Source organism: Streptomyces sp. NPDC048507, from assembly GCF_043199995.1.
Classification (GTDB): domain Bacteria; phylum Actinomycetota; class Actinomycetes; order Streptomycetales; family Streptomycetaceae; genus Streptomyces.
This window is the reverse complement of sequence record NZ_JBICWZ010000001.1, coordinates 999612-1022143: the sequence shown is the minus strand read 5'-3', so window position 1 is coordinate 1022143 and position 22532 is coordinate 999612. Positions and strand designations below refer to the sequence as shown.

The 22532-nt window shown below is 75.2% G+C and carries 26 protein-coding genes; 16 read left to right on the top strand and 10 right to left on the bottom strand.

All coding sequences use genetic code 11. The annotated features are described in order from the left end of the window. The first annotated feature begins 155 nt into the window (after positions 1-155). The 3 genes from ACGFXC_RS04720 (at position 156) to ACGFXC_RS04710 (ending at position 2338) form a co-directional block, all read left to right on the top strand. Positions 156-1322, top strand: coding sequence for an alanine--tRNA ligase-related protein (locus ACGFXC_RS04720; protein ID WP_393709421.1), 1167 nt, complete (start codon positions 156-158; stop codon positions 1320-1322). 51 nt (positions 1323-1373) lie between these two features. Next, a complete protein-coding gene (locus tag ACGFXC_RS04715) occupies positions 1374-2012 on the top strand; it encodes a TOPRIM nucleotidyl transferase/hydrolase domain-containing protein (protein WP_393709420.1) in 639 nt (212 codons plus the stop codon). A gap of 98 nt (positions 2013-2110) precedes the next feature. Further along, a complete protein-coding gene (locus tag ACGFXC_RS04710) occupies positions 2111-2338 on the top strand; it encodes a hypothetical protein (RefSeq protein ID WP_393709418.1) in 228 nt (75 codons plus the stop codon). Positions 2339-2358: 20 nt separating this feature from the next. Here ACGFXC_RS04710 and ACGFXC_RS04705 read toward each other — a convergent pair whose 3' ends face one another. Next, on the bottom strand, positions 2359-2640 hold the full coding sequence (locus ACGFXC_RS04705) for a DUF4190 domain-containing protein (RefSeq protein WP_393709416.1): 282 nt from the start codon (positions 2638-2640) through the stop codon (positions 2359-2361). After that, entirely contained in the window at positions 2637-2816 is a 180-nt protein-coding gene (locus ACGFXC_RS04700; protein ID WP_393709415.1) for a hypothetical protein, read from the bottom strand. The genes ACGFXC_RS04705 and ACGFXC_RS04700 overlap by 4 nt, the downstream gene beginning before the upstream one ends. 122 nt (positions 2817-2938) lie before the next feature. On the opposite strand from ACGFXC_RS04700, the gene ACGFXC_RS04695 reads away from it, so the two are divergent. Next, positions 2939-3499 (top strand): DinB family protein, encoded by a 561-nt coding sequence (locus ACGFXC_RS04695; RefSeq protein ID WP_393709413.1) that lies wholly within the window; start codon positions 2939-2941, stop codon positions 3497-3499. Beyond that, positions 3496-3879, top strand: a complete 384-nt coding sequence (locus ACGFXC_RS04690) for a hypothetical protein (protein ID WP_393709411.1) — start codon at positions 3496-3498, stop codon at positions 3877-3879. The genes ACGFXC_RS04695 and ACGFXC_RS04690 overlap by 4 nt, the downstream gene beginning before the upstream one ends. A gap of 15 nt (positions 3880-3894) precedes the next feature. Here ACGFXC_RS04690 and ACGFXC_RS04685 read toward each other — a convergent pair whose 3' ends face one another. Further along, positions 3895-4290, bottom strand: a complete 396-nt coding sequence (locus ACGFXC_RS04685) for a hypothetical protein (protein WP_393709409.1) — start codon at positions 4288-4290, stop codon at positions 3895-3897. 250 nt (positions 4291-4540) lie between these two features. Further along, on the bottom strand, positions 4541-5176 hold the full coding sequence (locus ACGFXC_RS04680) for a TetR family transcriptional regulator (RefSeq protein ID WP_393709408.1): 636 nt from the start codon (positions 5174-5176) through the stop codon (positions 4541-4543). Positions 5177-5264: 88 nt separating this feature from the next. Here ACGFXC_RS04680 and ACGFXC_RS04675 point away from each other — a divergent pair, with 88 nt between their 5' ends. Further along, entirely contained in the window at positions 5265-6785 is a 1521-nt protein-coding gene (locus ACGFXC_RS04675) for an FAD-dependent monooxygenase (RefSeq protein WP_393709406.1), read from the top strand. Between the two features lie 74 nt (positions 6786-6859). Here the strand turns inward: ACGFXC_RS04675 and ACGFXC_RS04670 are convergent, their stop codons facing one another. Further along, positions 6860-7066 carry a hypothetical protein gene (locus ACGFXC_RS04670; protein WP_393709404.1) on the bottom strand — a complete coding sequence of 69 codons (207 nt, stop codon included), beginning with the start codon at positions 7064-7066 and terminating at the stop codon, positions 6860-6862. A 224-nt stretch (positions 7067-7290) separates the two neighbouring features. On the opposite strand from ACGFXC_RS04670, the gene ACGFXC_RS04665 reads away from it, so the two are divergent. The 8 genes from ACGFXC_RS04665 to ACGFXC_RS04630 all read left to right on the top strand — a co-directional run bounded on the left by ACGFXC_RS04665 (position 7291) and on the right by ACGFXC_RS04630 (position 16400). Beyond that, positions 7291-7752, top strand: a complete 462-nt coding sequence (locus ACGFXC_RS04665) for a hypothetical protein (protein WP_393709402.1) — start codon at positions 7291-7293, stop codon at positions 7750-7752. Beyond that, positions 7749-8465, top strand: a complete 717-nt coding sequence (locus ACGFXC_RS04660; protein ID WP_393709400.1) for an RICIN domain-containing protein — start codon at positions 7749-7751, stop codon at positions 8463-8465. Before ACGFXC_RS04665 ends, ACGFXC_RS04660 begins: the two co-directional genes overlap by 4 nt. Before the next feature lie 38 nt (positions 8466-8503). Further along, on the top strand, positions 8504-8713 hold the full coding sequence (locus ACGFXC_RS04655; RefSeq protein WP_393709399.1) for a hypothetical protein: 210 nt from the start codon (positions 8504-8506) through the stop codon (positions 8711-8713). A 751-nt stretch (positions 8714-9464) separates the two neighbouring features. Beyond that, positions 9465-9701 (top strand): hypothetical protein, encoded by a 237-nt coding sequence (locus ACGFXC_RS04650; RefSeq protein WP_393709397.1) that lies wholly within the window; start codon positions 9465-9467, stop codon positions 9699-9701. A 201-nt stretch (positions 9702-9902) separates the two neighbouring features. Then, positions 9903-12605, top strand: coding sequence for a class III lanthionine synthetase LanKC (gene lanKC / locus ACGFXC_RS04645; RefSeq protein WP_393709396.1), 2703 nt, complete (start codon positions 9903-9905; stop codon positions 12603-12605). Next, positions 12602-12742: a SapB/AmfS family lanthipeptide gene (locus ACGFXC_RS04640; protein WP_393709394.1), complete on the top strand. Its 141-nt coding sequence runs from the start codon at positions 12602-12604 to the stop codon at positions 12740-12742. The genes lanKC and ACGFXC_RS04640 overlap by 4 nt, the downstream gene beginning before the upstream one ends. A gap of 86 nt (positions 12743-12828) precedes the next feature. Beyond that, positions 12829-14619, top strand: a complete 1791-nt coding sequence (locus tag ACGFXC_RS04635) for an ATP-binding cassette domain-containing protein (RefSeq protein ID WP_393709392.1) — start codon at positions 12829-12831, stop codon at positions 14617-14619. Next, positions 14616-16400: an ATP-binding cassette domain-containing protein gene (locus ACGFXC_RS04630; protein ID WP_393709390.1), complete on the top strand. Its 1785-nt coding sequence runs from the start codon at positions 14616-14618 to the stop codon at positions 16398-16400. Before ACGFXC_RS04635 ends, ACGFXC_RS04630 begins: the two co-directional genes overlap by 4 nt. 79 nt (positions 16401-16479) lie before the next feature. Here ACGFXC_RS04630 and ACGFXC_RS04625 read toward each other — a convergent pair whose 3' ends face one another. The 3 genes from ACGFXC_RS04625 to ACGFXC_RS04615 form a co-directional block, all read right to left on the bottom strand. Continuing rightward, positions 16480-17088: a response regulator transcription factor gene (locus ACGFXC_RS04625; RefSeq protein ID WP_393709388.1), complete on the bottom strand. Its 609-nt coding sequence runs from the start codon at positions 17086-17088 to the stop codon at positions 16480-16482. 422 nt (positions 17089-17510) lie between these two features. Beyond that, positions 17511-17738, bottom strand: a complete 228-nt coding sequence (locus ACGFXC_RS04620) for a ferredoxin (protein ID WP_393709386.1) — start codon at positions 17736-17738, stop codon at positions 17511-17513. Next, complete coding sequence (locus ACGFXC_RS04615; RefSeq protein WP_393709385.1) at positions 17735-18928, bottom strand: cytochrome P450; 1194 nt, start codon at positions 18926-18928, stop codon at positions 17735-17737. Before ACGFXC_RS04615 ends, ACGFXC_RS04620 begins: the two co-directional genes overlap by 4 nt. Before the next feature lie 111 nt (positions 18929-19039). On the opposite strand from ACGFXC_RS04615, the gene ACGFXC_RS04610 reads away from it, so the two are divergent. After that, complete coding sequence (locus tag ACGFXC_RS04610) at positions 19040-19663, top strand: TetR/AcrR family transcriptional regulator (RefSeq protein ID WP_393709383.1); 624 nt, start codon at positions 19040-19042, stop codon at positions 19661-19663. Positions 19664-19697: 34 nt separating this feature from the next. On the opposite strand, the gene ACGFXC_RS04605 is transcribed toward ACGFXC_RS04610, so the two are convergent. Beyond that, positions 19698-20129, bottom strand: a complete 432-nt coding sequence (locus tag ACGFXC_RS04605; protein WP_393709382.1) for a pyridoxamine 5'-phosphate oxidase family protein — start codon at positions 20127-20129, stop codon at positions 19698-19700. A 217-nt stretch (positions 20130-20346) separates the two neighbouring features. On the opposite strand from ACGFXC_RS04605, the gene ACGFXC_RS04600 reads away from it, so the two are divergent. Further along, positions 20347-21102 carry a hypothetical protein gene (locus tag ACGFXC_RS04600; protein ID WP_393709381.1) on the top strand — a complete coding sequence of 252 codons (756 nt, stop codon included), beginning with the start codon at positions 20347-20349 and terminating at the stop codon, positions 21100-21102. Between the two features lie 30 nt (positions 21103-21132). On the opposite strand, the gene ACGFXC_RS04595 is transcribed toward ACGFXC_RS04600, so the two are convergent. Beyond that, positions 21133-22503 (bottom strand): FAD-binding oxidoreductase, encoded by a 1371-nt coding sequence (locus ACGFXC_RS04595; RefSeq protein ID WP_393709379.1) that lies wholly within the window; start codon positions 22501-22503, stop codon positions 21133-21135. Between the last annotated feature and the right edge of the window lie 29 nt (positions 22504-22532).

Here is a 22532-nt window from a genome sequence, read left to right as displayed (position 1 = left end):
GCGACCAGCTCGCCGGTTGCCGCCGCCTGACGTTCCCTCCCCCGGCGACCGGAAACGGTCCGTCGGCAGTGCCGTGGCGGCTTCGCCCCCGGCCGGACGATCCCGCGGTCCCGTTCTCCGGCGCCTCCCCCGCCGTACCGCGAAGGAGCCGTCCCATGAAGACCGAGGACCTGGTCCGCACGTTCACCGAGTACTACGAGGAGCGCGGCCACCACCGCATCGGCGGCTCGACCCTGCTCCCGCCGCCCGGCGATCCCGTGCTGTTCACCACCTCCGGCATGCACCCGCTGACCCCGTACCTGGAGGGCCGCCCCCATCCGCTGGGCCGACGGCTCGTGGGCCGGCAGCGCTGCCTGCGCACCACGGACCTGGAGGAGGTCGGCGACGCCACCCACCTGACCGTGTTCGAGATGCTCGGCACCTGGTCGCTGGGTGATTACGACGGCCCGCGCAGCCTCTCGTGGGGCTACGGGCTGCTCACCGAGGGGCTGGGGATCGATCCCGCTCTGCTGCACGCCACCGTCCACGCCGGGGACGGCCGCACCCCGCCGGACACCGCTTCCGTCCGCCTGTGGCAGGAACTCGGCGTCCCGGTCGAGGCCACCGAGGAGGACAACTGGTGGTCCAACGGGCCCGTCGGACCGTGCGGACCGGACTCGGAGATCTTCCTGTGGAGCGGTGACGGCCCGCCCCGCTCGACGCCCACGCGCGACGAGCGGTGGGTGGAGGTGTGGAACCACGTGACGATGAGTCACCGCCGCCTCGGCGACGGCACCCTCGTGCCCCTTCCCCGGCGCAACGTCGACACCGGCCTGGGCCTGGAGCGGCTGGCCGCCCTGCTCCAGGGCGAGCCGTCGGTGTTCGAAGCCGACGTGTTCGAGCCGTGGGTCCGTCTCCTGCCGCCCCTGTGGCCCCTTGAGGGACACTCGCTCCGGCTGGTCTGCGACCACCTGCGCTCGGCCGTCGTGGTGCTCGGCGACGGGGTGCGCCCCGCCAACACCGGGCGGGGCTACGTGCTGCGGCGCCTGGTGCGCCGGGTGCTCACCGTGCTCTGGCGCGACGACCCCTCCCGCAGTCTCGGGGACCTGCCGCCGGAGCCGGTCGGCCACACGCTGGCCCGCTTCCGCCAGGACGTGCCGCCGGGCGAGGTGCTGCGGATGCTGCTGGACGAGGAACGGCGGTTCCGGCGGCTGCTGGAGCAGGGCCGGCACGTGCTCGCCCGGCCCCGGTTCCGGGGACGGCTCGACGAGGAGGACTTCCGCTACCTCCACGACACGCACGGGCTGCCGCGCGAGCTGGTGACGAGCCTGCGGCAGGAGTGAGCCCCCGGATATCGCGTGCGGCGGCGGGCCGCCGGCGGGCAGAATCGCGCCATGGGGGACATGAGCGGATTCCGGGACGCGGTCGGCCGCTGGGCGGCCGACGGGACCGCGGGGCCCGGTGGTGCGGCCGGCGCGCGGGCCCGCGAGTTGGCCGCGGGGCTGGGGCTGCGGACCGCGGTGCTGCTGGAAGGGCCGAGCGATCTCGCGGCCGTCGAGGCGCTGGCGGCCCTCGGCGGCCGGGACCTGGCCGCCGAGGGCGTGTGCGCCGTGGCGATGGGCGGGGCGATGAGCATCGCCCGCTACGCCGCCCTGCTCGGGCCGCCGGGTCTCGGCCTGCGCCTGGGGGGACTGTGCGACGCGCGCGAACGGCCCTTCTACGACCGCGGGCTGCGCCGGGCGGGGGCCCCGCCCGGCGGGTTCCACGTGTGCGTGGCGGACCTGGAGGACGAGCTCATCCGCGCGCTGGGCACGGCGCGGGCCGAGGAGGTCGTCGGGACCGAGGGGGACGCGCGTGCCTGGCAGACCTTCCAGCGGCAGCCCGCACAGCACGGCCGGCCCCGCCGGGAGCAGCTGCGCCGCTTCCTGGGCACGCAGAAGGGCCGCAAGATCCGCTACGGCCGTCTGCTGGTGGAGGCCCTCGAACCCGGCCGGGTCCCGGCGCCGCTGGAGGAGCTGCTGACGGGCCTGTGACCGGCCCGCCGCCGGACGCCGGTCCGGCAGCGGGCCGCCGTCCGGCGGCGGTCCCGGAACCGGGGTGACCGGGGCGGGGTCCCTTCGTTGGTCAGCGCATGACGATCACGAAGATGACGACGCTCGCCCTCGCCCTCGCGGCCGGTGCCGCCGCTCTCGCCTCCGCCCCCGCGGCCGTCGCGGACGGCCCGGACCCCCTGGCGAAGCCGCTCGCGGGTTCGGCCGGCGTCGCCGACAAGGTGGTGAACCGGCCGGACGTCGCCGTGCACGAGGTGGTCGGCGCGGTCGGCAAGGTCGCCCGGACCGGTGAGGTCTCCAACGGCTGAGGGGGCGACCGCGGCGGGGCTCAGGTCAGGCCCCACGACCAGGTGCCGTCGGCGGTGACGAGGCAGGCGAGGACCACGAGGTCGGCCGCGCCCAGGACGATGCCGAGCCGGGCGCGGCCGGGCCTGGCGGTGTTCCGCCACAGCGCGAGGACGCCCAGGACCACGGCGATCGGTCCGAGCAGCAGGTTCATCACCAGCAGGCCGACGAGGCCGAGGACGAAGGCGGTGACCGCCATCGTGTCGGCGTCCCGGACGCGCGTACGGGTGCGGGCCGGGCGCTTCACGGCGGTGCGCACGGTCATCGCAGCCCCTCCCGGCTCCGGCCGGCGCGGTGGCGGGACAGCCGTTCGCGCGCGGCGAAGAGCACCAGCCACAGGGCGATCGCGAAGCCGCCGGCCACGCTGACCGGCACCGGCACGTGGGCCACGGCTCCGAGGACGACGCCCAGGACGAGCAGTGCGCCTACGAGGAAGAGCACGGGTTCCTCCCGTCTTCAGGGAACAGTTCTCCCCCGGCTACCCGTCCCCGGCCGCCTCACGCCGACGGCCCGGGGGCGGATACTCGTTGGCGCCCCCGTCGCGCGGCGACGAGCATGGGGCCATGAGCGAGCGACCCGCACGATGGACCCAGGCCACCGCGTACCCCGACATGTGGGTGGACCCGGACGACGATCCGCGCGAATCCGGTGCCCCCGGCCCGGAGGGCGAACGCGCCACGCTGGACGACTTCCTGACGGGCTACCGCACGACCCTGCTGATGAAGTGCGAGGGTCTGGACGCGGAGCAGCTGGCCCGCCGTTCGGTACCGCCGTCGACGATGTCCCTGCTGGGACTGCTGCGCCACCTCGCCGAGGTGGAACGGGACTGGCGCAACTGGATCGGCGACACGGCCCCGTTGGCGAAGCTGTACGGGTCCGGGGGCGCCGACTTCCACGGGGCGGTCGCCGAACGGGCCCTGGTCGAGGCCGCGTACGCCGATCTGGAGCGGGAGCAGGCCGCCACCGACGCCGCGCTGGCCGGGCATCCGGACCTGGGCGAGCGCGTGGGCGAGGACGGGATCGCGGTCCGCGAGCTGATGGTGCACCGGATCGACGAGTACGCCCGGCACTGCGGGCACGCCGACCTGTTGCGCGAGTGCGTCGACGGGCGGGTGGGGCAGTGACGCGGACGCCGGAGCGCCCGGCCGCCGGGGAGTCAGCCGCGACGCGTTCCCTGGACGGCCTCGTCTTCGTGCCCGTCGCCGACCAGGCGCCCGGCCAGGTCGGCCGCCGGACCCGGTTCGCCTACCACGAGCAGGACGGCACGGTCTGGGCCGAGTACCGCGGCGGCGACGTGGTCAGGGGTCATCTGGTCGGCACCCGGGCGGGCGACACCGTCGACTTCCGTTACGTGCAGCTGCGCCTCGACGGGACGACCGCCTCGGGACACTGCGTCTCCCTGGTGCGCGAACTGCCCGACGGGCGGCTGCGCATGGAGGAGACCTGGACGTGGGAGTCCCGTGAGGGCAGCGGCACCAGCGTGGTGGAACAGGCGCTGGACTGAGGCCCCTGGGCGGGGTCAGTCCGGGTCGATCCAGACGTGGCCGGTGGAGGCCGCGCACACGTCCCAGCGCTCTCCGCTCCGGCTCAGTTCCAGGACGACTTCGATGCGGTCGCCCTCGCGCGGGGTGAGCTCCACGTTGACCTGGGCCTGCCCGCCGCTCTCGGTGGAGGACACGATGTGGTGCTCGAAGGTCGCCGCGAGGCCGTGCAGGGTGGCGGCGGGATCGCGCTGTCCGGCCGGACAGGCGCCGCCGGGCCCGGCGGCCGGGGCGGGGCCGCCGAGCCCCACCGTGTCGAGGTAGTCGTCCACCGCCCGGTGCAGGGGGCTGGGCTCCCAGACGTCGGTGGCCGCGAACACCACCCCGACGACGATCCCCGCCAGGCCCAGCGGCAATCCCACCGCGAGGGCCACCCACCCCGCTCCACGTCCACGCCGCACGGCTCCGCCCTCCGGCCGGCCCGCGGGCAGGGCCCGGGCCGGCGCATCTCCGATTGCCCGGAAGGACGCCGTGGCGCCGCTCTCCGTTCCCGGGCCGGCGCGAGATCCCCGGTGGAGGGCGCAGGGGTGCCCCCGCGGGCAGAGCCGGACGGCCGCGCGGACCCCGGTCGCGGGTGTACGCGTGCAGGTGCGGGCGGCCGTGAGGGCGGGGCGGGCGGGCCGCTCAGGCGGTGAGGGCGTCGGCCAGGCCCGTGCCGAGGAGCCGGAAGGCGCGGTCGGTGGCGGCGACCGCCTCCGGGTAGACCTCGTCGGCCGGGCGGCCCGCCTGCACCTCGGCGCCGTTGTGCCGGGCGAGCGTGCGCTGGACGGTGATGATCTGGGCCGCCGCGAGCCGTGCGGTGAGCCCGTCCGCGCCCGCCTCCTCCAGGGCCGCGGCGAGGGCGTCCGTGCTGCGCCCGGCGTAGCGGAGCAGCCGGTCGCCGAGGCTCGGCGTCGTGGCGAGCAGCCGGGCGAAGGCCAGGGCCTCCGGGTCGGAGGTGAGTCCGGTGACCGGGTCCCGGCGGGCCAGGCCGTCGAGTTCGTGCGCGTGCAGGGCCGCCAGGGGGGACGTGCCCGCGGGGCGGGCGCGCACCACGCGGGCGGATTCGTCCTCGTGATCGGCGAACCGTTCCAGGACCAGGTCTTCCTTGGTCGGGAAGTAGGTGAAGAGGGTGCGCTTGGAGATCTCGGCGGCCTCCGCGATCTCCACGATCGACACCTCGTCGAAGCCGCGGCTGAGGAACAGCCGCAGCGCCGTGTCGCAGATCGCCTGCCGGGTGCGCTGCTTCTTGCGTTCCCGCAGGCCGGGTCGTTCAGTCATGCGGCCACGATAGCAATGGGGGTACCGAGGGGAAACTTGCACCGGGTATAGTTATCGCCCAGGTGAAGGAATCTTCCTGGGAGGACCCATGAACACGCAGGTCACTGAGGTCATCGTCGTCGGGGCCGGCGGCGCCGGACTGACGCTCGCCACCGAGCTCGCGCTGGCCGGCGTACCGGCCGTCGTGCTGGACCGGCTGCCCGGCCGCAACCTCCAGTCCCGCGCCGGGGCCATCCAGCCCCGGACCGCCGAGATGCTCGCGCTGCGCGGACTGCTGGACGACGCGCTCGGCCGGTCGATCGACTACCAGCTGCTCGGCGGCCACTTCGCGGGACTGCCCGTCCCCCTGGACTTCGCGGCCTGGGACACCCGCTATCCGCAGCCCGTCCTGCTGCCGCAGGACCAGCTGGAGGCCGTCCTGGAGGAGCGGCTCACCGCGCTCGGCGGCCGGGTCCTCAGGGAGCACCGGCTGACCGGTCTGCGCCAGGACGCCGACGGCGTCACGGCGACCGTGACCGGCCCCGGGGGCACCGAGCGGTCCGTCCGGGGCCGCTTCCTCGTGGCGTGCGACGGCGCCCACAGCAGCGTGCGCAAGCTGACCGGAGCCGCCTTCCCGGGGCAGGCCGCCCGCGCCCGCATGGCCACCGCCGACCTGGTGCTCACCGGTGACGTCGACGACAGCTCCACCGGGCACATCAGCTCGCGCATCCACACCTCGCCACAGGGCCACTTCGTGATGATCACGCCCCTGGCGAACGGGCTCCACAAGCTCATCTTCAGCGGACCGCGGACCCTGTCGGCGGAGCGCGACGCGCCGGTGACGGCCGACGAGGTCCGCGACGTGCTGCACGCCACCCACGGCGGGAGCCTGGACGTCGCCGAGATCCGCTACTCCTCCCGGTTCAGCGACGCCAGCCGCCAGCTGGAGCACTACCGCCACGGCCGGGTCTTCTTCGCCGGAGACTCCGCGCACATCCATTCACCGGCCGGCGGCCAGGGGCTCAACCTGGGCGTCCAGGACGCGTTCAACCTCGGCTGGAAGCTCGCCGCGGTCCTGCGCGGCGAGGCGGGCGAAGCGCTGCTGGACACCTACCAGACGGAGCGGCATCCGGTCGCCGCGCGGGTGCTCGCCCTCACCCGGGCGCAGGGCGTGGTCATGGGGCCGCAGCGCGACGGCGGACTGGGCGAACTGCGCGACGTGCTCACCGATCTGATCAGGCTGCCCGACGCCAACCGGTACCTGGCGGGCATCATGTCCGGGCTCGACCTCCGCCTGCCCTCACCCGACGCCGCGGCCCACCCGCTGCTCGGCCTGCGGATGCCCGACCTCGACCTCGTCGTCGGCGACGGCGAGAAGGTCCGGTTCAGCGAACTGACGCGCACCGGGCGCGCGGTCCTGCTCGACCTCGCCGACGCCCCCCTCGACGGGGCGGCCTCCTGGAGCGACCGGGTCACCCGGGTGCGTGCCCGGGCGGAAGCCGGCGCGATCGACGCCGAGGCGGTACTGGTCCGCCCGGACGGATACGTCTGCTGGGCCGGCGGCGCCGGTCTCACCGCCACCCTGGCCCGGTGGTTCGGCCCCGCCGGCCCCGCGGCGCCGACGCGCTGAGCGTGCCGGAGCCCGGCGGGGGCGTGCGCCCCCGCCGGGCTCCGGGAACCTCGGACGAGCGGATCCGACCGCGGTCAGAGCCGCTCGTCGTGCAGGTCCTCCGCACGCAGCAGGTCCTCGTCGCGGCCGTGCGGCGGCGCCGTCCGGGCCTGCCCGGACGCCTGCTCCCGGGCCGGGCCCGGCTTGCCCGGCGTCGGGCGCGCCGGGTCGCCGGGCCGCTGGCGCCCCTGCTCCTCGCGGCCCTGGTCCGGCTCCTGGCGCCTGTCCTGCTTACCGCCCATGACGGCTGCTCCTTCGACGTGGGTACGGAAATCCTCGCGGACTCCCCACCAACACGCTGGCACGAGCGGCTACTTTTCGCATCATTTCGGATACGGAGTGTGACGACGGGCCGGGCGGCGGCACGACCCGGGAGCAGCCGGAATCGGCTGGATCCGGCGGGCGTACGGCTGTCGCGGCCGCGGTGGGCGGGGCTACGGTGGCGGAACGGCGAAGGGGGAGCCCCGTGTGGGACGAAGCGACGGTCGCGCTGGCGACGGCGGTGGGTTCGGGCGTACTGCAGGCCGCGGGAACGGACGGGTGGCTGGCGTTCCGCAGCGGCCTGGCCCGGCTGTTCGGGCGCGGTGACGCACGTGAGGAATCAGCCCAGTTGCAACGCCTGGACCTTTCCGCGGCCGAGCTGGCGGCGGCCGCCGGGCCGGACGGGAGCGGCCCGCAGGGCGGCGGGGACGAGGAGCGCACGAGGATCCGTACGGCGTGGCGGCCCCGGACCGAGGACCTGCTGGGCGCGCTGGACGCGGACGAGCGGGCCTCGCTCGCGGCCGGAATCCGCGCCCTGCTGGAGGAGACCGCCCGGTCCGCGCGACCGGCCGCCGGGGGCATCACGGGGAACGTGTTCCACGGCCCGGCGGCGGTCCAGTCCGGGAACGACAGCGTCCAGCTGAACCGGTTCGACTCCCGCCCGTGAGCGGAACCGGGCCCGCCGGCGCCGAGGACCCGCCCGACGGCCCGCAGCGGGGCGGCCGCCGCGACGGGGACGCCTTCCATGCCCCGGCCGGGGTGCAGCACGGCAGCGGGAACCTCCAGGTCAACCTCCACGAGCACCGCACGCGCGTCCTCACGGCCTGCGCGGTCGCGCTGGTGTGCGTGGCCGTCGTGATCGCCGTCCGGATGGGCGGCGACCCGGGCCGCCCCGCGGAGGGCGCGGCCCCGAGGACCCCGGACGCGGTCGCGCCGGGCCCGGGCCGGACGGATCCGTCTCCGCTCACCGGGCGGCTGGTCAACGACGGCAGCGGGATGTGCCTGCGGGTCCCCGGGGCCGGGGACGGCCTCGTACCGGTGCAGGACACCTGTTCCGGCGCCCCGGACCGGACCTGGACCCTGGGCGGGCAGGAGGACGGCGCCCCGCGCACCCTGCGCGACGGCCTCAGCGGCCGGTGCCTGACCCTGACGGACCCGGGGAACTTCGCCCCCGCCCGCCAGTTCGCCTGCGCCGCCGGACGGGACGGACAGCACTGGGAGCTGCTGTGGGGCGAGGGCGGCAGGGCGGGACACTCCATGCTGCGCGGCAGCGGCAACGCCAAGTGCCTGGTGGTGCAGGGCGCGCAGCCCTCCCGCCCCGCGGTCCAGGCGTCCTGCGGCGACGCCTACGACGACCAGTGGTGGCACCTCGCCCGCTGACGCGCGGATCCGCACCGGCGAGATCGCGGGAGGAATCGATGGCCCCGCCCGGTGATCTGATCGGGATCGACGGGGCGACCGTGCTGGTCCTCGGGCAGGAGCTGGACTTCGCACACGGCCGCCCCGACGTCGCCGACTCCCCCGCGCACCGCACCGGGGACACCCTGGTCCCGGTCGACACCGGCGTCACGCCCGCCTTCCGCGACGCCCGACGACCCGGACCCATGAGAAGCGGCCGCCGGAGGTGATCCGGATCGGGTCGGTCCGCGTCCTGCGCAGTCCGGGGCGATGCGCCGGGCGCGGCCGAGCACCCCACGGACGGGCACGCCTTCGCCGTGCGCGGTCGCGACGAGGCGGTGTCCTTCCTGGACGGGCTGCGGGTCCACCAGCACGACGGCGGCGACCCGTTCGGGGCGGGCGGCGGCGGCCACGCGCACCACCGGCCCGCCCCCGCTGTGCCCGACCAGGAGGTCAGGTCGTTCAGGTCGGACGCGAGACGGCCGCGGCGGCGCGAGGCGGTGTCGGGGGCGCTCCTGCCGAGGCCGCTGCGGTCGTACACCACGGCGGGGGCGGCGGCGGCCGCGCCCGGTCCCGGGAGCCGCTGGTGGAAGAGGGTGCGCCCGTCGCGGGTGGGCGCCCGGCCCGGCTCGCCCTGGCCGGGCGCGGGCGGGCCGGCGGCAGCCTGCCGCGCCCGTAGAAGGCGGCCGGTGCGGGCGGGGAACTCCCGAGGTGACGAGTCGCAAAAGGGTGACTAGTATGCATATAAGGCGGTCGTAAACCGCGGGAACCGCGTACACCGCCCTCTGCCTGCGGTAGCACGCACGGCGTGAGAAACGCGTTCCAGCCCTGAAGGTCCGCGGCTCGACGAGCCGCGTTGACGGCGGACACGCACTCAACACATTCATCAACCACGGGCAATCCTCCGTTACATCTCCCCGAGAGGAGGCAGAGCGCTTCGTGCCGCATTCGAGGCACCCCCACGAGAAGGGTTTCGAGATCATGCAAGCACTGAGAGTGAAGCGGCTCTTCGCGGTCTCCGCGATCGGCGTCCTGATGGCCGGTGGCGCCGCGCTCGGCGCGGCGGGAACGGCCTCGGCAGCGATGCCGACCCACTCCGTCACCTACGTCACCCACGGTGGCGGCGGCTGGGACGACGACCACGGCTACAACCACGGCTGGTACGACGACGATGACGACTGGGGCGGAGGGTACGGAGGGTACGACGACGGCTGCTGACACCGCCGACGACAGCCCGCAACCGCTGTGCGGCCCGCGAACGGGCCGCACAGCGCCGTGCCCGCCGCTCGCCCCCCGGTGCGTGCGGGGCCCCGCTTGGTGACTCGTGCGTATTGCACACCCCGTCGGTGACAGCCGTGACTGTTCCCGCCCCCGGTCCGCGTGACAGCGTTGAACACGTCACCGACCGAGGGAGCAGGAGTGAACAAGGGGTACGCCGCCTTCTGCGACGCCGACCGCTGGTTCTACGACGCGCCGTACCGGCGCGCCGAGGAGAACTACCCGGCCGCGCTCGCCCCCGTACCGGCGGGGTGGCAGACACACCGCAGCGGGGACTGGCTGGCGCTGCGGCCCCTCGGGATCCGGCTCCCCTCCCAGGGCTGGAAGATCCACGTCTCGGCCTGCCTGGACAATGCGGAATCCGTCCTCGAACGGGTCTACCGCTACTGCGTGGACCGTGAGATCGCCTTCAAGTTCGTGCCCAGCCGCTACCTCCTGCACCTGCGCAACGCGAAGTACGCGGACCGTGCGGCGAGCGGCAAGTTCCTCACCGTGTATCCGGCGGACGAGGAGGGGTGCGGCCGCATCGCCGAGGAGCTCGACGCGCTGCTGGCCGCCGAACCCGGCCCCTACATCCTCAGCGACCTGCGCTGGAACGACGGCCCGGTGCACCTGCGTTACGGCAGCTTCACCCTGCGGCACTGCTACGACGACCGTGGCGAGCTCGTCCCGGCGATCGAGGCTCCGGACGGAACGCTGGTGCCCGACACGCGGGGGCCGGTGTTCCAGCCGCCCGCTTGGGTCGAGCCGCCGGCGTTCCTGACCCCGCACCTCGCCCGGCGGGCCGCCGTCACCCTCGAAGGGCTCCCCTACACCGTCGAGCGGGCCCTGCACTTCTCCAACGGCGGCGGCGTCTACGCCGGCCGGGACCTGCGCACCGACGAACCGGTCGTCCTGAAGGAAGCGCGCCCCTTCGCGGGTCTGGCGGCCGACGGGGCCGACGCGGTGACCCGGCTGCACCGCGAACGGCGGGCGCTGGAGCAGCTCGCCGGACTGGACTGCGTCCCCTCGGTCCACGGCACCTTCACCGTCGGCGACCACCACTTCCTCGCGATGCAGCACCTGGAGGGCAAGCCCCTCAACACCTTCTTCGCCCGCCGCCACCCGCTGATCGAGGCGGACCCCGATCCCTCCGAGCTCGCGGAGTACACCCGGTGGGCGCTGGACATCCACCGGAAGGTGACGCGGGCCGTGGAGGCGGTGCACGCCCGCGGGATCGTCTTCAACGACCTGCACCTCTTCAACATCATGGTCGCGGAGGACCCGGACAGCGGGGAACCGTCCGTCGCGCTGCTCGACTTCGAGGCGGCCGCGCACGTCGACGAGGGGCTGCGCCAGACCGTCGCCAATCCGGCGTTCGTGGCTCCGGCCGACCGGCGGGGATTCGCCGTCGACCGCTACGCCCTGGCCTGCCTGCGCCTGGCCCTGTTCCTGCCGCTCACCAGTCTGCTGGTGCTCGACCGGGCCAAGGCCGCGCACCTCGCCGAGATCGCCGCCGAGCAGTTCCCCGTACCCCGCGCCTTCCTCGACGAAGCGGTCCGCGAGATCCTCGACGGTGCCGGAGCCGATGCCGGAGCCGCGTCCCCCGCACAGCCGGGAGCCGACGCGAGATCCGGTGCGGGTACGGACGCGCATGCCGGCGCCGGTGCGGCCGCGCGCCGCAGCGGCTACCTGCCCGTGGAACCGGGCGACTGGGCGGCGGCCCGCGCCTCGATGGCGGCGGCCCTGCGGGCGAGCGCCACCTTCGACCGCGAGGACCGCCTCTTCCCCGGCGACATAGCCCAGTTCGCCGCCGCCTGCGGCGGAGCCTCCTTCGGAAACGGAGCCGCGGGCGTCCTGTACGCGCTCGCCGAGACCGGCGCCGATCCGTGGCCCGAGGCCGAACAATGGCTGCTGGACCGGACGAAGGAGCCGCCCTCCGGCACGCCGCTCGGCTTCTACGACGGCCTCGCCGGTCTCGCCTGGACCCTGGAGCGGCTCGGCCACCGCGAGCGCGCGCTCGCCCTCGCCGGACAACTGCTGCGCCAGCCATGGCAGTCGGCCGGCCCCGACCTGCACGGCGGACTCGCCGGCATCGGGCTGGCTCTGGACTCCCTGGGCGCGGCCACCGGCGAGGGGGACCTCTGCTCCGCGGCCCTGCGCTGCGCCGACCTCCTCGCCGAAGGCCCCGGGCCCCAGCGGGCCGGTCTGCTCCACGGCCCCAGCGGAGTCGCCCTGCTGTACCTGCGGCTCTACGAACGCACCGGTGAGCCGGAGTTGCTGGCCCTCGCGGGCCGGTCCCTGCACCGCGACCTCGACCACTGCGTGACCAGCGTCTTCGGCACCCTCCAGGTCAACGAGGGATGGCGCACGATGCCCTACCTCGGGGGCGGCAGCGTCGGCATCGGGATGGTGCTCGACGACTGGCTGGAGCACGGGCGGGACGACCGCTTCGAACGGGCCCGGCCGGAGATCGTCCGCGCCGCCCAGGCGACGTTCTACGCCCAGCCCGGCCTGTTCCGCGGCGCCGCCGGAATGATCCTGCACCTGGCGCGGACCACGACGCCGGGGCCCGGCACCGCCGCCGCGGACATCGCCCGGCAGGTCGACGCCCTGGCCCGGCACGCGGTCCCCTACCGTGGCCGTCTGGCCTTCCCCGGCGAGCAGATGATGCGGCTGTCCATGGACCTGTCCACGGGCACGGCCGGCGCGCTCCTCGCCCTCGGCAGCGCCGCGCCCGGCGGGCGCGCGCACCTGCCGTTCCTCCCGCCGCCGCGGTCCGCCGCGCCGGCCCACAAGCCGGTCCCCCTCGTGGGGGCCGAGTCCCATCGGAACACCACCACAGTGAAGAGGATTCAGACATGACGCTCCTTGACCTGCAGTCGATGGACACCCCGAAGGAAGAGACCACCGAGGCCGCGCACGGCGGTGGCGGTGGCGGCAGCCGCGCCAGCCTCCTCCTCTGCGGCGACAGCAGCCTGAGCATCACGACCTGTAACTAGCCAGGTCCTCGGGCCCGGGCGGTTCGCCGCCCGGGCCCGCACCACGTTCCCGGACCATCCTGGAGACCCTTCTGGAGCCGCCGCCCATGACTGCGCCCGATCCCGCCGGCGAGGCGGCGGCCGCCCTCGGCGCCGACCGGGCGCTGCGGTCGGCCGCGCGGCACAGTGCCGGCCGGCTCGCCGCCGTGTCCGCCTCCTCGGTGGCCGCGGCCGGCGCGGCCCTGGCCGAACCGGCCCTGCTCGGCCACACCCTCGACCTGTTGCTGCGCCAGGACCCCGCCGGCGCCCGCTGGACCGCCTGGTGCGCGGCGGTCATCGCCGCCGAGGTCGTCTTCGACGCGACGACGGCGCGGCTCACCGGCGGCGTCGACGCCCGCTCCACCGCCCGGCTGCGCCGGCTCGGCCTCGCCCGGCTGCTGCGCACCGCACCGCACCACGCCGCCCGCCACTCCCCCGGCGAACTCTCCGCCCGGCTGACCACCCACGCCACGGCCGCGGGCGCCGTACCGGCGGCCGTCGTGAGCGCCGCCGTCGCCCTGCTGCCCCCGCTCGGCGGACTGGTCGCGCTCTTCCTGGTCGACGCCTGGACCGCGCTGGCATTCCTCGCCGGACTCCCGCTGCTCGCGATCCTGCTGAAGACGTTCGCCCGCGCTTCGGGCGCCAGCGTCAGCCGCTACCAGGAGGTGCAGCTCGCGATGGCCGGCCGCCTCGTGGAGGTCCTCGGGGGCGCCCGCACCATCGCCGCCGCCGGCACCGCGGAGCACGAACAGGCCCGCGTACTGGCCCGGTTGCCGGAACTGGGCGCCGAGGGGCGGCGGACCTGGCGGATCTACGGCGCGACCATGGCCCGCACCAGCGCCCTCATGCCGCTGCTGCTGTACGTCGTCCTCGGCGTGGGCGGGATCCGCCTCGCGGCCGGGGCCCTCGGCGTCGGCGGTCTCCTCGCCGCCGTCCGTTACGCGGGCCTCGCGGCCGGGGTCGGCGCCGTGACCGGGCGGCTGGCGGCCGTGGTCCGCGGCCGCAGCGCCGCCCGCCGTACGGCGGTCCTCTTCGGTCTGCCCGAACTGACCCAGGGCGATGCCCTGTTGCCGAAGGACGGCACCGGCACCCTGGAACTGTGCGGCGTCCGCGTCGTCCGCGATTCCGCCGTGCTCCTGCACGACGTCGACCTGCGCGTGCCCGGCGGGACGACCGCCGCCGTCGTGGGCCGTTCCGGTTCCGGCAAGACGACCCTGGCCGCCGTCGCCGGGCGGCTCACCGCCTGCGACGGGGGCCGGGTGCTGCTGGACGGCGTCCCGCTGGAGGAGCTGTCCGCCGAGGAGCTGCGCCGCGAGGTGGGCCACGCCTTCGAACGGCCCGCCCTCTTCGGCGGGGACGTCACGGGCGCCATCGCGTTCGGCGACGGACCGCCGCCCGGGGCGGAGGCCGTGCGCGCCGCCGCCAGGGCGGCCGGCGCCGACGACTTCGTCCGGCGCCTGCCCCGGGGCTACGGGACCTCCCTCCAGGACGCGCCGGTCTCCGGCGGCGAGCTGCAACGCCTGGGCCTGGCACGGGCGTTCTGCCGGGCCGGCCGGCTGCTCGTCCTGGACGACGCGCTGTCGAGCCTGGACACCCTGACCGCCCGCGAGGTGGAACGGGCCCTGCGCGACGACGTCCGCCCGGGCACCCGGCTCGTCGTCGCCCACCGCGTGTCCTCGGCCGCCCGCGCCGACCTCGTCGTATGGCTCGACGGGGGCCGGGTCCGGGCGACCGGCACGCACACCGAGCTGTGGCGCGACCCCGCCTACCGGGCGGTGTTCGGCGACGCGCCCGACCCGCAGGCGGCGGGGCCCGCGCCCACCGCCCAAGAGCCGCCCGGCCGGGAGGCCCTGCGATGAGCGAGTACGGGACCTGGCGCCGGGTGTCCGGCGAGGGGCGCCGTTTCCTGCGCGGCCGGTCCCGTCCGCTGCGCGCCCTGGCGCTGTGGTCCCTGCTGGAGTCCGCCCACACCTTCCTCGGCGGCTACGCGGTGGCCCGCGCCCTCGACGACGGCTTCCTCGCGGGCCGCACCGGTACGGGCATCGCCTGGCTGGCCGTGGCCGCGGCGGGCGCCCTCATCGGCGCCGTCGCCCTGCGCGGGGTGTTCGGCGGCCTCGCGGACCTGGTCGAGCCACTGCGGGACGGCTTGGTGCGGCGCGCCGTGCGCCAGGCGGTCGGGCGGGCCGTGGCCGACCCCTGGCGGGCCGGTGACGAGGGCGCGGTCTCCCGGCTCACGCAGCAGACCGAGATGGCCCGGGACTCCTTCGCCGGACTGGTCCTGGTCGCCCGGTCGTTCGTCTTCACCGCCCTGGGCGCGCTGCTCGGGCTCGCCGCGCTGGCGCCCGTCCTGCTGGTCCTCGTGCTCCCCGCGCTGGTCCTGGGTACGGCGGGGTTCCTGGCGACGCTGCACCCGATGGCGCGCGTCCAGCGGGCAGCGCTCGACGCCGACGAGGCCCTGTCCGCGCGGACGGGCGAGCTGGCAGCGGGGCTGCGCGACGTCGTCGCCTGCGGCGGCGGGGAGCGGGCCGGAGCCGCGGTGGAACGGCTGATCGCCGAACAGGAGCGGCTGACGCGGCGCCTCGCGCGCTGGAGCGCCCTGCGCACGCTGAGCCTGGGGGTCGCCGGCCGGCTGCCGGTCGTCGTGCTGCTGGCCGGCACGCCGTGGCTCCTGGGGCGCGGGGTGAGCACGGGGGCGGTGGCCGGCGCCCTGACCTACCTCGTCCAGTCGCTGCTGCCCGCCCTGGACGCGCTGATGACGGCCCTGGGCGCGGCGGGCACCCGGCTGCTGGTGGTACTGGACCGGTTCTGCGGCCCGCTCCCGGACCCGGCCGCGCCCCCGGCGCCGCGCGCTCCCGCCGTTCCTCCGGCTCGGGACGATGCCGGTGGCCCCGCCGCGCCCACCGCCGTGCCCGCCGTCGCGCCCGCCGTCGAGCTCCGCCGGGTGGGCTTCGCGTACGGGCCCCGGTCGCAGCCGGTGATCGACGGCCTCGACCTGGTGGTCGGGCCTCAGGAGCACCTGGCCGTGGTGGGGCCGAGCGGGATCGGCAAGTCCACGCTCACGGCCTTGATCGCGGGCCTGTTGCCACCCGGGCGGGGCTCCGTACGGGTGGGGGGCGCGCCCGCGTGGGGCGGCGGCCCCGGCTCCGGCCCCGACGTCCGCCGGACGCTGCTGCCCCAGCAGGCGTACGTCTTCACCGGCACGGTCCGCGAGAACCTGACCCACCTGTGCCCCGGCCCGGTGTCCGGGCGCGAGCTGGCGCGCGCCGCGGCCGCCCTCGGGGCGGACGCGCTGGTGGAGCGGCTCGGCGGGCCGGACGGAGCCGTCGATCCGGGGCGGCTCTCCCAGGGCGAGCGCCAGCACCTCGCCCTCGTCGCCGCCTACCTCTCCCCCGCCCCCCTGCTCCTGCTCGACGAGGCCACCTGCCACCTCGACCCGCCCGCCGAGGAACGCGCCGAGCGGGCGCTGGCCGAACGGCCCGGCGCCCTCGTGGTGGTGGCCCACCGCATCTCCTCCGCGGTCCGGGCCGACCGGGTCCTGGTGCTCGACGGGACCCGGGCGGTGTGCGGCACGCATGCGGAGCTTCCGGCCAGGTCGCCCCTGTACCGGGATCTGGTGGGTCTGTGGAACGGGCGCGGCTGAGGCGCGCACGGGCCGGGCCGATCGCCCGGCCGCCGTCGGCGGGGGGCGGGGTGCAGCGGGGGGAACTCGGACCGGCGGCTCAGACCCAGCCGGCCCGCCGGGATATCCGGATGGCGTCGACCCGGTTGCGGGCGCCGGTCTTCCGCGTCACGGCGGCCATGTAGTTGCGTACGGTTCCGCTGGCGAGGTGCAGGGCGCGGGCTATCTCCGCTATCGAGTCGCCCTCGGCGGCCCGGGCCAGGACGCTCAGTTCGCGCGGGCTCAGCGGCATGGGGTCGGCTTCCATGAAGGCCGAGGCGAGGGTCGCGTCGATGAACCGTTCTCCCGCGGCGACCTTGCCTATGGCCCGGACCAGGCGGCCGGGCGAGCCGTCCTTGTCGACGTAGCCGAGGGCCTGGGTCTGGAAGGCCCGGCGCAGCGAGCCGGGGGTGTCGGCCCGGGCCAGCACGAGCAGGGGGGTGGTGGAACGGGGCAGCAGACGGACGGTGCCGGCGTCCGCGAGAAGGGCGGCCGACACCCCCGGACAGTCGAGGTCCACGACCGCCACGTCCGGTCGTAAGAAGTCCGCCTGACGGGCGGCGGCGCGCCATCCGGCGGAGGTGACTTCGAAGTCGCCTTCGGATCTGAGCAGTGCGGCCAGCGCGGACCTCACCAGGCACACGTTGTGCAGCACCAGGACCTTGGTCATCGGGGTTCCCCTCGGGTGGCGATCGATCGGCACCAAGCGGGTGCCCAGCTACCGTAGGGAGGGAACGTCCCCGCGGGAGGCGTGTGGGGGCGTGTGGCCGAAGCCGGGCGCTCCCCTCGTGCCACCCCCGGTCCGCGGACAGGCGTCCGACCTCGGCGGGGGTCGGCGGACGGCCTTCGAAACCCTCACCGTTCCCACAACCGGATCGGCTTGTTCCGCCCGGGTTTGAGCCGTCTCCGGGCCGGTTCCGCAGGCGCGGCGCTCCGCCCGGAGGGGCGGGGGGCAGCCGGCGGCGCACGCCCGGCGCGCCGGCCGCCGCGCACCCGGGGGCGCGCGTCGGGGCGCCCGGGCATCCCGGGGCGCGTTCGACACCCCGGGCCGGTGGCCACCGCGGGCCGGCGACCACCGCGGCCGGGGCGGCCTCAGTCCGGACGGGGGCCGATCACCGTGGCGCCGTCGAGGACCGTGATGGCCTGTGCCGGGCACATGTCGGCGGCCTCCAGGATGCGTTCCCGCGCGGCGACCCGCTCGGCGCGCGGCCGGGCGTGATCGTCCTCCAGCACGAACACGTCCGGAGCGGTGCCCGCGCAGATGCCCGACCCCATGCACAGCCCGGCGTCGACCCGTACGGTCCAGTTCACCGCGCTCACCACCCCACCGGCATGACGCGCGGCCCGCGCACCAGCATCTCGCTCTTCCAGGTGATGTCCCCGACGAGCTCCAGCCCGGGGAAGCGCCGCAGCAGCGCCCCCAGGGCCTCCTGAAGTTCCATGCGGGCCAGCGGGGCGCCCAGGCAGTGGTGGACGCCGTGGCCGAAACCCAGGTGCTGGTTGGAGGGCCGGCGGATGTCCAGGACCCCCGCGCCGGTGAAGCGCAGCGCGTCGCGGTTGGCGGCGCCGGTCGCGACGAGCAGCGGCTCCCCGGCCTTGACGCGGGTGCCGCCGACCTCGATGTCCTCGGTGGCGTAGCGGGCCTGGCTCGCCCCGCTGCCCAGCGGTACGAACCGCAGCAGTTCCTCCACGGCGTTCGCGATCAGGGCCGGGTCGCGGCGCAGCAGGGCGAGCTGTTCGGGGTGGTCGAGCAGGGTGAGGACGAAGTTGGGGATCTGCGAGGCCGTCGTCTCGTGCCCGGCCACCAGGACCGCCACGCACAGGTCGACGAGCTCCAGCTCGGAGAGCCGGTCGCCGTCCCCGTCCCGCGCTTCGATGAGGGCCGTCATCAGGTCGTCCCGCGGGTCCTGGCGGTGTGCCTCGATCAGTCCGGCCATGTAGGCGCGCAGTTCCTCGCGGTTGGCGTGGAACTCCTGCGCCGTGAGCGAGCTGGTCGACAGCGCCGCGTCGCTCCACACCCGGAAGCGCGGACGGTCCTCGACCGGTACGCCGAGGAGCCGGCAGATCACGGCCACCGGGACGGGCAGCGCGTAGCGGTCGACGAGGTCGGCCGGGGGCCCGGCCGCCTCCAGTTCGTCGAGCAGTCCTTCGGTGAGCGCGCGCACCTGGGGCCGGAGCTTCTCGACCTGCCGGACGGTGAAGGCCTTGGCCACCAGGGAACGCAGCCGGGTGTGGTCGGGCGGGTCCATGCCCAGGATGCCGCTGTCGGTGCGGCCCTCGGACTGGCGGGGCTCGTCGTGGGCGGCGCCCGCCGCCCGGCTGAACCGCGCGTCGCCGAGCACGAGGCGGGCGTCCGCGTAGCGGGTGACCAGCCAGGCCGGTTCGCCGTACGGCATCTGTACGCGCAACAGGCCGGGCCGGTCGCGGACGCGCTCGTACTCCTCGGCGAGCTGGAGTCCCTCCGCGGTGTTGAAGGGGTAGGAGCGGGGGGTGGTGCCGGTGGTCGTCACTGCGGCCTCCCTCGTTGTAAGCAGCTGCTTACAACCTAGAACGGGGCATCCGGACGGTCAACGACGGTTTGTGGCCGTTATCCTGACGGGCCCTCCGAGAGGACCATCAGCGTGGACGAATCCCCGCGCCCGCAGCCCGCGGAGCGCCCCCGCAACGCCGCGGCCACCCGGCTGAGGCTGCTCGAAGCCGCGGGCGAGCTGTTCGCCGAGCGGGGCTACGAGCGGACCACGGTCCGGGCGATAGCCGAGCGCGCCGGGGCCAACCAGGCGCTCCTCTTCCGCTACTTCGGCTCCAAGCACGGGCTGCTGACCGAGGTCGTCGCCCGGGGCGGCCTGGAGCAGCTGCACACGACCGCGCCGGAGGACCTCTTCGAAACCGCCCTGCGGTCGATGCTCACGCGCAGCGCCCCGGGGGCCGACCGCTCCCTGGAGGTGTACCTGAGGTCGGTCGGCCGGGGCGACGAGGCGACCGCGACCCTGCGCGAGCTGGGCGGGGAGTACCAGAAGGCGTTGGCCGGCCTGGCGCCGTCCGCGGACGGCGCCCTGCGCGCCGACCTCGCGATGGCGTGGCTGCTGGGCATCGGCCTGATGCGGACGGTCGCCGCCCGTGAGCCGCTGGCCAGCGCCGATCCGGACGCGGTGTGCCGGCTCGTGCTGGCCACCCTGGACCGGTTCTGGACCCTGCCGGACGACGGCCCCGAGGCCACCGCCCCCACCGGACCGCAGCCGGGCTGACCCCCGTGGCCCCTCCCGGCGGCGGGCGGCGGCGTCAGACGGTGCCGAGGTCCGAACTCACCCACCGCTGCGGGCGCATGTGGATCACGACCTGCTCGCCGTGCTCCTTCCAGGCGAAGTCGACGTAGCCCTCGACCTTCTCCGCCGGCAGGTACCGGGAGGACATCTCCACCAGCTGCTCGCGCGTGGCCGCCACCGTCGAGACGACCGGTCCCTCGACCGACACGTACCGGATCGTGGGCTCCAGCCGGTCCACCATCAGGGTGAACCGGCCCGCGGCCCGGATCAGGCCGGCCTTGCGCGAGTCCCGGCCGGTCATGATCCAGATGTCGCCGCCGGGCGCGTACTGGTACCAGATGGGGACCGTCAGCGGTGCGCGGTCGCCCTCCGCTCCCCCGCTCACCGCGATCGCGGCGACGTGGGGCTCGGCGAGGAACTGCTCACGTTCGGTACGGGACAGGGCCACGGCACGCTCCTTCGACGGGGGATCCCCCCGAGGGATCCCTTCTCCCCATGAACCCTGCCCCGTCGCGCGCTCCTCTCCCGCGCCTCACCCGCCCGGCTCACCCCCCGCGCGGCGCGGCGGCGAATCCTTTACCCGGTACGACTGATCCGCCCGTGCGGGTGGACCCGACGCCGCACGCCCGGCCGGGTGGCGCGGGCGCCCCTATAAAGGGCCCGTCATGTCGATCAACCGATGGGTCCCCACCATGCTGCAGACCGCTCTCCGGCTGCTCGCCGCCGTCTCCCTCGTCTCCGTCGCCGCCCTCACCCCGGCCGCCGCCGCTCCGGCCGCCGCCGCTCCGGCCACTGTCGCCCCGGCCGTCGTGCTCGACGACGAACTGACCAAGCCCTGCGGGCCGACCGTCGCGTACGACGCCTGGGACTGGTACCGCACGACGACGAACCCGTCGATCCACCGTGACGTGGCGGCCGGTGCGGCCGACGAGCGCTGGCAGTGGCGCAGCGACGTCAACGTCCTGTGGCGCGGCGACACCCGCGAGACGGTGGACGAGATCTTCGGCACCGGCTTCACACCGCGCGGTGACCGGCTGACCCCGCTCGCCGAGTACATCGTCCAGGGCGGGGGCCAGAACAGCGCGCACCTGAGCACCAGTTGCGAGAAGTGGGTGGCCCAGAAGTTCGCCACCTACGGATCGGCGAAGACGGGCTGGGTCTACGAGATCTACGCGCCCGGCGGCATCGACGTGAACGCCACGGCCCGTGTCAACGGCTACAACTCGCCGTACCTGTGGAACAAGGAGATCGACTTCCCCGGCGGCGTGAAGGGCCAGTACATCAAGGGCGCCTGCAAGTACCGCCTGAGCCACACCGACCCGGTCACCAAGGTCAGCACCTGGGAGGAGCTCGGCTGCAAGAACAACGCCGGTTTCGCGCCCTACAAGGTCGACGTGCGCGCGCTCGGGGCCGCGCGCTGAGGGCTCCCCCGCCGGGCCCCGGCCCGCGCCTCAGGGCGTGATGTTCTGGTTCAGGTGGAACAGGTTGTCCGGGTCGTAGGCGCGCTTGACCGACACGAGCCGGTCGTAGTTGCCCTTGTAGTTGGCCCGGATCCGGTCCTGGTCGTCACCGGCCATGAAGTTGACGTACCCGCCCTCCTCCGAGTGCGGGGCGGTCGCCTCGTAGTACGCGCGGACCCAGGCCGTGTTGGCCTCGTTGTCGGCGGGGTCGGGCCACATGCCGGCGATGACGGTGGCGAACGAGGCGTCCCGGTAGGCGAAGGCCGTCGCGTCCGCCGGGACGTCGTGGCAGGCGCCGTTGACCGGGTAGATGTGCACGGTCGAGTTCACCACCGGGACCCGGGGGCCGTGCCGCAGGTGCGCCTCGATCGCCTCGTCGCTGAGCTCGCCGACGAAGTTGGCCTTCCAGTAGTGCTGGAGCCCCGGTGGCACGAGGGCGTCGAAGGCACCGTTCAGCGCCGGGTAGGGCATGGGGCCGACGTGCTCGGCGACCACGGGCGCGAACGCGTGCAGCGGCTCCAGCGCCCGCTCGCCCTCGTCGAGCGGGCCGGACCAGCAGGCCACCATCAGGATGAACGGCTGCCCGTGCCGGTCCTCGGGGATGAACGGCAGCGGCGGGGCGATCTGGAAGGCGGGGAAGCAGCCCAGCTCGCGGGGCGCGTCGGCGATGAGGTCGCGGTAGCCGCGCAGCACGGCCGCGGCGTCCTCCAGTTCGAACAGCATGGGGCCGCCGTACACGTCCCGGACCGGGGCCAGGCGGAACTGGAGCGAGGTGACCGCGCCGAAGTTGCCGCCCCCGCCGCGCAGCGCCCAGTACAGGTCCTCGTTCTCGTCCTCGCTCGCGACGAGCAGCCGGCCGTCCGCGGTCACCACGTCCGCCGAGACCAGGTTGTCGCAGCTCAGGCCCTGTCCGCGGCTGAGGTAGCCGATGCCGCCACCGAGGGTGAGCCCGGCGACACCGGTGGTGGAGATGATCCCGCCGGTCGTGGCCAGCCCGAAGACGTGGGTGGCCGCGTTGAAGTCGCCCCAGGTGGCTCCGCCCTCGGCGCGTGCCGTGCGGTCGCCGGGGTCGACCCGGACCCCGCGCATCCCGGACAGGTCCGCCACGACGCCGCCGTCGCAGGTGCCGAAGCCGGGCACGCTGTGGCTGCCGCCGCGGACGGCGAGGTCCAGCCCGTTCTCCCGGGCGTAATCGACGCTCGCCATGACGTCCGCGGCACCGGAGCAGCGCACGACCACCGCGGGCTTGCGGTCGATCATCGCGTTGTAGACCTTGCGCGCCTCGTCGTAGGCGGCGTCCTCGGGGGTGACGACCGCACCGCGCACCCGTTCGCGCAGCTGGTCGACGGAGATCTTTCCCATGGCCGACGCTCCTCGCGCCCGCACCGCAC